The organism is Aphanothece stagnina RSMan2012, assembly GCF_046764815.1.
GTDB lineage: Bacteria > Cyanobacteriota > Cyanobacteriia > PCC-6307 > Cyanobiaceae > NIES-981.
The window spans coordinates 47,582-56,046 of record NZ_JBKOUC010000020.1 but is presented as its reverse complement, the minus strand read 5'-3'; the positions used below and the strand labels follow the sequence as shown (position 1 = coordinate 56,046).

The following is an 8,465-nucleotide window of genomic DNA, read 5'->3' as shown; positions in this document are numbered from 1 at the left end:
GCCAGCGGGGTCACCGCAGCCCACAGGACGGACAACCTGGTGGAACTGCTGCAACCGGGCAGCTTCGTCAAACTGCGCAACCAGCCGGCCGATCTTCCCCCGTTTCAGCTGATTCAGTGCAAGGGAGGGCGCTGCTGGGTCCGCCAGCAGGCCTGGGGGGCCCAGGTCCACTGGGAGGTGGCCCACCGACAGCTGACCGCAGCGGCCTGAACGCACCCTCAGCCCAGCCCCAGCGCTGCCCTGCAGACCCACCCATACATCCGACCCATACATTGGGAACGTCGTTGCCGCCCACCGGCCCTTGATCGAGCGTTACACACTGCCCGAGATGGGCGCCATCTGGAGCGAAGAGGCCAAGTTCCAGAGCTGGCTGGATGTGGAGATCGCCGCCACCGAAGCCAACTGCGAGCTGGGCCAGGTGCCCCAGGAGGCCCTCGCCACCATCAAGGAGAAGGCCCACTTCGAGGTGGAGCGGATTCTCGAGATCGAGGCCGAGGTGCGTCACGACGTGATCGCCTTTCTGACCAACGTGAACGAACACGTCGGCGATGCCGGACGGTACATCCACGTGGGCATGACCAGCTCCGACGTGCTGGACACCGGTCTGGCCCTGCAGATGAAGGCCTCGGTGCAGCTGCTGCGGGGCGAACTCGACCACCTCGTTGAGGCCTTGAAAACGCTCGCCAAGGCCCACAAAGACACCGTGATGATCGGCCGCTCCCATGCCATCCACGGCGAGCCGATCACCTTTGGCTTCAAGGTGGCCGGCTGGTTGGCCGAAGCCCTCCGCAATCAGGAGCGTCTGGAAAGGCTCGAGCAGGTGGTGGCTGTGGGACAGATCAGTGGGGCCATGGGGACGTACGCCAACACCGATCCCCGGGTGGAGGCGATGGCCTGCGCCAGGCTCGGCCTGGTGCCGGACACGGCCAGTACCCAGGTGATTGCCCGCGACCGGCACGCGGAGTACATCCAGACGCTCGCCCTGGTGGGCGCCGGGCTGGAGCGCTTCGCCACGGAAATCCGGAACCTGCAGCGCACCGATGTGCTGGAGGTGGAGGAGAATTTCGCCAAGGGGCAGAAGGGCAGCTCCGCCATGCCCCACAAGCGCAATCCGATCCGCAGCGAGCGCATCAGCGGGCTGGCGAGGGTGCTGCGGAGCTATGTCGTGGCCGCCCTGGAAAATTGTGCCCTCTGGCACGAACGCGACATCAGCCACAGCTCCGTGGAGCGCATGATGCTTCCGGATTGCTCCGCCACCCTGCACTTCATGCTGCGGGAGATGGCCGAGGTCGTTCGTGGCCTGGGGGTCTACCCCGAGAACATGGTGCGCAACCTCAACATCTATGGAGGTGTGGTCTTCAGTCAGCGCGTCCTGCTGGCACTCGTCGAGGCGGGCCTCAGCCGTGAGGCGGCGTACAGCGTGGTGCAACGCAACGCCCATGCCGCCTGGAACAACGATGGGGGCAACTTCCGACACAACCTGGAAGCGGATGCCGAGGTGACCAGCCGACTGAGCGCCGAACAACTGGCGGCATGTTTCTCAACCGACCTGCATCGGGCCAATCTGGATGTGATCTGGACCCGACTCGGGCTTTGATTGCCGCACGGGCGGGTTCACACGTGGTGGTGAGCCCGCCCGAGGATCCGTTGGGCCGGGTACGAATCTGTGGGGCCCAGCGCTGTTGGCGCTGGACCAGATGGACAGATCCAAGTGACTCGGGGGAGGCATCGACCAAGCCAAGACAGGGTCGATCCTCAACCCGGTCTTGTGCCCCAACATTGTCAGGGCATCTGGTCAGATGGCCTGATCAAAGATATCTCAACGCGTCAGGATGTTGTAGAGGGATGCTGCATTCAACAGCGGTCCAAGGGGGGCAACGGCCTGGCTCAACGTATCGTTGAAGCGGGTCCAGTTGTTGCGATAGACAACCACCACGTCCCCGTTGCGCAGGGGTGGGTTGGTTTCAGATCCCAGGGGGGCTGCAGGATCAAAAGGAACCTGACGGGACATCATCGTCCCGTCAGCCTCAAGCCGGAGCAGCCTGATATTCGACTCCTTGGCTCGCTGCGGATCAAGCCCACCAGCGGCCAGAACGGCATTGGCGAGAGCACTGTTGGACTTCACCTGCTTGACACCAGGATTGACCACTTCTCCAACCACGTTCACAGAGATGGCATCGGGAGCGAAATTCGAGGAAGCCGATGCGATCAAAGCCTCGCTGGTCTGAACACCCTCAACTTTTGAGACGCTAATCATATCCCCATCATAAATTAATGGATTTACCGCGGAACCCGCACCCATCAATACCCTAAGGTAATCAAATCGATACTCCTGCGGCGGTCCACCTGGAACGTCGCTCGGTCGCACCAACACGAGCTTGGAGAGATCGCCCAAGGCTGTAATGCCCCCAGCCTGCTGGATGGCATCCACCATGGTGGGCCACCCCGATGTGTTGACGGTTGTACCGACTGATCCGGGGCCGGAGGCTCGCACCGTAGCGGTGGTCGGTTGCTGGGTGAGGGTGTAAAAACCCGGGCGCTCGACCTGACCCACCAAGGAGATACGCACCGGTCGGGGCGCGATGAGGTCGATGTAGACCAGTGGGCGACGCAGAATACTCGCGTAGAGCTTGGTGATGCGCTGGTTCGCCTCATCCAACGTCAGCCCCCACACCTTGACCGACCCGATGCGGGGCAGATTGATGGTCCCATCACTGAGAACCTCCGTCTCGGCCTCGTACCCTTCAACCTTGAAGACCGATACCCTGACGCGATCCCCTGGACCGAGGCGGTAGCGGAACCCGCTGTTGCGCGGATCGCTCGAATACCGCCGCGCCAAACTTTCGGAGGCTGGCCTCACCGCGGCGGCTGGCCGAACCGTTGCGGCTGGCCGTGGGGAGGGCATCAGCGCAGGTGAAGAGGTCGATCCGGAGGGCTCGCTGCCCTCTTCGGTCATCGGGAAGGCCTGCGGCTGACGGCTCTGCTGGGCCTGGACCGGGTGAAGCCAGCCTGTCGCCAGGCCCTGACTCAGGATCAGGGCGCAAGCTCCGATCCTCAGCGTTGGGCCTCCTGGAGCCGATCGACGGAACGGGAGCTTGCGGGTCATGGGCAACAGAGACGGAACGAGGGCCCGAGAGGTCCTGCAGGAACAGGCCTCAAAGTGGCGCTCACTGTAAGGGGAGCCCATGGGCAAAGCCAGGTGGCAGTCCATGAACCGGAAGCAGGGCAGGGGCTGACCCCCAGGCAGCAACAATCCAGAGAGCCAGCCGCCAGCCTGACCAACTGGCTCTCCTCAGCGGCACGTGGATGCCAGAGCGGCACGCCAAAGCCCCGCTGGAGCTTCAGATCGGGGGTGGAGGGGGCCTTCTGGAGCCCGGGATCACGGCACAGCAGGGGGGCTACACGCGCCGCCGACAGGCCAGGCCAGGAACGTGCCACCACCGGCGAAGCCACCTCCTGGCTAGCTGCATCCGGCCTGGCGGCCCTGGAAAGGCCAACGCCCTGGGACCGTGGGCGCCGGAGTTCCATACTACGATTCGTTATGAAACACTACGCCTGACAGTCAGGCCAGACTCTTTCAACCCTTTGCACTCGCTCAGACCCGACAGCCGATGATTCCCCTGAGCCGAGTACTTATCGATGACATCAAGCCATTTTTCTTTTTCTCGAACTACGGCCTTACGCTATATCTGATACCGGGCAATACGTTCGATAATTTTGCCGACGAAGTTGGCCTTTTGCGTGAGCTCACATACCGCCAGAAGCTTTCAGGATCCGGCAAAAACAAGGACCTTGATCGCAGGGATCCCTATTACGACCATTTTGTACTGGTCGACGACAACACATTTGCCCTTGCAGGCACCGCCCGCCTGCAATTTGTGCCCGACCAGAACTCCTCAGGGGAGCCTGCGTCGACTGGATTTCCGCATGGATCGACAACTTCTTACCTCGAACATGTCTACCCTGGAATTAAAAATTCTCTGATGGCTAAAGGCAGCCACCTGGAAATCGGACGGGTTGCCATTTCTCCCGCTTTTCAGCGTCAACCAGCGTCCCTGATGACCTTGTTTCGGGGTGGCCTGCAGGCCGCCATCGCGTCTGGATACACCTCGGTCTACGGGCTCGTTTCCTACAACCACTTTCAGTATCCCGGAGTTGTCAACGACTTCTTCCTGCGTTCCTTGATGCTCCCGCCCTTCCGCAGCAACGTCACGGACCTGCCTCCGGCCCGTTACCCCCGCGGCTTCCGAGGCGACGAAGAGCACGCAGACGGCCGTTGCCAGACGATCCAGCAACTGGAAACCGAGGCACAGAAGCATCATTCCGAGTTCAGACTTCCCGTACTCCTGCGCCAGTACATCAATCTGATGGGAGCCAAAACCCACGACATCTCCCTCGCAAAGGATTTCAATCAGATCACCGAAATCCTGATGACTGCGGACCTCACCCAGGTAGCTCCCAGACGCTTGCAGCACTTCGTGGGCTTCCCCCATGCCGAGGTCTACCGAAAGTTCCCCTGGTTCCGCGGACAGAACAGGCCCTTGCCGATTGGGACCAGGGCGGCCAGCGGTGATAAAGTTGAAATGGAACATCCTTCTCCCCAGTCCAGCTCGCGATAAACGGCTCCCTTGGCAGATCCAGCCCCTCTCGCTCCGAACGACGGCCTGCGGCCTGCTGAAGGCACCCCAACAGCTGCCAGCTCAATGTCCAGAGCCGACATCCTCCAAGGGCTGAGGGACATTCTGGCCAGGATTGCTGGTGCCGATCCTGATACCATCACAATCGATGCCTTGATCATCGAAGATGTGGGCGTTGACTCCCTTGGCTTCTACGAGATTTTGATCGAAGCCGATGAAACCATGGGCATCAAGATTGAAGAAAAAGATCTGCTCACCTTCAAAACCGTGGGAGACATCGTAAGCTATATCGAAGCCAGGGAACACGCCCAGCCCTAATGACCTCCTTGATGCTCTCTTTGGAAATCCCCGGCGGCAGATTCTTCCCACCCAGACTCACCGAAATACTCTCGTCATCCCTCCAGCGATTCAACGGAGAGCGGAAAGATTCAACAGAGAGCGCCTGACCACTTCCAGCAGCCTCGCCTCCCTGCCCCCGGCGCTCCGGCACGATTAGAAGGTTGCAGGCTCGGCTAAGGTCATCCACCACAACAAAGAGCCGGCAGATACCCGTGCCCCACGAGAGGATCGCCATCACGGGCATGGGTGCCGTGTCACCCCTGGGCATCGGGGTGGAGTCCTGCTGGCAGCACTATCGGGCTGGGGCCTCAGGGATCCAGCTGCTCCCGCATGCCTGGGCAGCCTCCCTGCCGTCCCGAATCGCCGGCGTGATCCCCGGTGATCCCACCGCCGACCTGGAACCCCTCCAGAGGCGACGGCTGGATCGGTGCTCCCAGCTCGCCCTGATCGCCGCTCAGGAAGCCTGGCAGCACTCTGGACTCCCAAGGGATCAAGCGGCGAGGGCTCGGCGCACCGCGGTGGTCGTGGGCTGCGGAATCGGCGGCCTGGAGACCATGGGGCAGCAGTACCGCATCCTGCTGGAGCGGGGAGCGTCCCGGGTGAATCCGCTGACGGTGCCGATGCTGATCCCCAATGCAGCCGCCGGGCAGATCAGCATTGCCATCGGTGCTCAGGCAGGGGCCCATACACCCGTCTCCGCCTGCGCCTCCTCGGCGGAAGCCCTGCTCTGGGGGCTGATGCTGCTGCGCGATGACCGCGCCGATGTGGTGATTGCCGGTGGCTCCGAAGCTCCGGTGAACGAGCTTGGGCTGGTGGGCTTCAGTGCGATGCGGGCCCTGTCCACCCGGAACGCCACGCCGGCCTTGGCCTCGAGCCCCTATGGACGCGAGCGCGATGGGTTCGTGATTGCGGAAGGTGCGGGAATTCTCATTCTGGAGCGGGAGTCCGATGCCCGGGCAAGGGACGCCGCCTGCGAGGCCTACCTCCTGGACGTGGGCAGCTCCAACGATGCCCACCACATCGTCACGCCCCAACCCACGGGCGCCCAGGCCTGTGCGGCCATGCACCAGGCCCTCGCACGCAGCGGGGTGGAGCTCGATGATCTCTGCTTCATTCAGGCCCATGCCACCGGAACGCCGGTGGGTGATCTGGCGGAGGCCCGGGCCATCGAGACGCTGCTCGGTTCGACCCACGGCCAGATCCCCGTCACCGCTCCCAAAGGGCAGTTCGGCCACATGCTGGGGGGGGCCGGCGCTGTGGAGACGATCATGGCCATCTGCTCGCTCCAGGCCGGCACGATTCCCGTGAGTGTCAATGCCGCCCCGATCGACCCGGAGATCCAGCTGAACCTGGTTCAGGGGAGTCCCCTGCAGATCACCCAGCCGTTGCACCGCCGGACGGCCCTGAAGAACGCCTTCGGCTTCGGTGGCCACAATGTGTCGGTGATGATCCAGGCCGCCTGATCAGGACGCCTGGCCATGGACCGCATCAAGCAAACCGCCGGGTTCCTGGGCGTAGTAAGCAATCACCCGGCGTGAGAATCCCTCGCGGTGGCTGTCCTCCGGGCTGAGCCGCAGATCTTCCGGCCGGCCCTGGCGGCAGTGCAGCACAGCCCTCGGCGCACAGAGCCTCTGAACCAGGAGGCGGAGGGGGTGGTAAAGGCTGTCCGCATCGATGCCCTCGAGACCGCGGTACTCGAACCACCAGGGGACCACGATGGCGTCATGACGGCGGGACAACAGAAAGGCGCTGGCCGAAGCACGCTGAAGGATGGAGGTCTTCAGGGAGCCATTCGGGGCAATCATCAACTGGCCGTGGCGTTGGAGCACCTGGGAGGAGCGCCAGAGACTGCTGCGGCGTTGGTCGGGCTGGCGATGGTCCAGCAGAACGTGGCCGGCGTTGGTGGCGGAGCGGTCGAACAGGGGAAGCAACCGGTTCAGATGGAGACCTGAAGTGGTGACAGCAGGCAGCTGGAGATAGGCCTGAATCGCGAACACATCAAAGGGACTGTTGTGGTTCCAGATGTGGATACGGCGGCGACCATCCTCAGCAGCCAGCAGGCTGTCATCGACAATCACCTCGATGCCCACAGCCCGCAATCCGAAGCGGGCGACCACGGTGAGCAGCGCTGTTGCCTGCCGGCGAAGCCTGAAGGCCAGGGCCAGCAGTTGCAGTCCGTAGGCCACATACATGACCAGGAAGCACAGGAGTCTGTAGATGACCCGGAACGGGACCTTCCAGGGCTGGCGTCCGGTATCCCCAAGGCCCCTGACCCTGCCCTGGCGGGACCGGGCCGACAGGGAGATGGGAAGGGTCTCCCGGAAAGGGAAATCTCCATCGAAATTTCCGTTGATCTGGGTCGTCGTCACCAGATAGTTGTAGAACCTGTAGAAGAGTGGGCGGCTGCTTGTCTGGGGTGAAGCCCAGAAGTCATCCAGGGACTGCTGATCGGTGAGGCCGGGCAGGTTGTAGAAGGTCTGCCCGAGCACTTTGGTTGGGGCCGCATGAAAGAGCGCCTGAAGCCCCACCGTGCTGTTCACCGTGACCAGACCGCGACAGGTGCGAATGAAGGCGCTGAGGGGGCCATCATGGAAGTAGTGCACCCGACCGGCGATCCCCTCGCGCTCGGCCAGAAAGCGAATCAGGGCCTTGTAATTGTTGTAGCCACGGTCCCGCGGGTGGTGCTTGAACGCCAGATGGTCGGAAGGATGGGCATGGGCCGCAAAGGAGACGATGACCGTCTCTATGAAATCATGCATACCACGGAATCCTGACCCCATCGTGATCTGGGAATCGCTGGAAACCTGGAGGATGGCCAGGAAATAAGAAAGGTTTTCTACAAGAACCCTCTTGAGCTGCCTTTCTTCGAGGCGATAGAGCCAATACCGGATCGAACCCCGAAGCTGGCACCAGAGGAATTCAGGCGATGGCTGAAGCTTGTGCTCACCCTCGATGATCCTGTAACGGGTGAAGGCATGCTGAATGAATGTGGGGGCTTTCCAGATTTTCCGAAAGCGCCAACCCGGATCCAATCGAGCTTGAGGAAGCCTGGAGACGGGTGGCAGGGCTTCATAGAACTCAACCGGCAGGTTGAGATTCGAGCGACAATTGACTCGATCCGGCTCCAGGGTCACATAATTGGGCCTGACGTAGCCCAATTCAAAGACAAACGCATCAACCCCCAGCTCATGGGCCACCTGAATGGCAAGGCGATGGGGATCGATGAAGTCGCCATACATGAACAGGTGGCGAATCCCCTTGGAGCGGATCACATTGCGGAGAAAGTCAGGCCACTCCTCCATGGAGCCGCTGAAGGGGATGCGGGCCCGGCGGGGAAAGCCAAACTCATGCAATGGATAGGAGATCTTGTAAACAGGAACTCCCGAATCGTTCAGATAGTGCCAGAGCCTGGAAAAGAACAGGCCGATGGGCCCCATCAGCAGCAGCACGGGGCCTTCGATCTGCACCTGCACGCTGCCCAAAGCCACC

The 8,465-nt window shown here is 62.0% G+C and carries 7 protein-coding genes; 5 read left to right on the top strand and 2 right to left on the bottom strand.

Annotated elements, in window-relative coordinates:
• Both ACLNEE_RS13075 and purB read left to right on the top strand, forming a co-directional pair.
• On the top strand, positions 1–210 hold a 210-nt coding region (locus ACLNEE_RS13075; protein ID WP_412007210.1), incomplete at its 5' end, for a hypothetical protein.
• Positions 211–301: 91 nt separating this feature from the next.
• Positions 302–1,597 (top strand): adenylosuccinate lyase, encoded by a 1,296-nt coding sequence (purB, locus tag ACLNEE_RS13070; protein WP_411421961.1) that lies wholly within the window; start codon positions 302–304, stop codon positions 1,595–1,597.
• 222 nt (positions 1,598–1,819) lie between these two features.
• On the opposite strand, the gene ACLNEE_RS13065 is transcribed toward purB, so the two are convergent.
• Positions 1,820–2,956 (bottom strand): polysaccharide biosynthesis/export family protein, encoded by a 1,137-nt coding sequence (locus tag ACLNEE_RS13065; RefSeq protein ID WP_411421962.1) that lies wholly within the window; start codon positions 2,954–2,956, stop codon positions 1,820–1,822.
• A gap of 655 nt (positions 2,957–3,611) precedes the next feature.
• Here ACLNEE_RS13065 and ACLNEE_RS13060 point away from each other — a divergent pair.
• The 3 genes from ACLNEE_RS13060 to ACLNEE_RS13050 all read left to right on the top strand — a co-directional run bounded on the left by ACLNEE_RS13060 (position 3,612) and on the right by ACLNEE_RS13050 (position 6,439).
• Positions 3,612–4,619, top strand: a complete 1,008-nt coding sequence (locus tag ACLNEE_RS13060) for a GNAT family N-acetyltransferase (protein WP_411421964.1) — start codon at positions 3,612–3,614, stop codon at positions 4,617–4,619.
• Between the two features lie 9 nt (positions 4,620–4,628).
• Positions 4,629–4,955: an acyl carrier protein gene (locus ACLNEE_RS13055; protein WP_411421965.1), complete on the top strand. Its 327-nt coding sequence runs from the start codon at positions 4,629–4,631 to the stop codon at positions 4,953–4,955.
• Between the two features lie 233 nt (positions 4,956–5,188).
• On the top strand, positions 5,189–6,439 hold the full coding sequence (locus ACLNEE_RS13050; RefSeq protein ID WP_411421966.1) for a beta-ketoacyl-[acyl-carrier-protein] synthase family protein: 1,251 nt from the start codon (positions 5,189–5,191) through the stop codon (positions 6,437–6,439).
• Here the strand turns inward: ACLNEE_RS13050 and ACLNEE_RS13045 are convergent, their stop codons facing one another.
• Positions 6,440–8,464: a capsular polysaccharide export protein, LipB/KpsS family gene (locus ACLNEE_RS13045; RefSeq protein WP_411421967.1), complete on the bottom strand. Its 2,025-nt coding sequence runs from the start codon at positions 8,462–8,464 to the stop codon at positions 6,440–6,442.
• Position 8,465 lies beyond the last annotated feature (1 nt).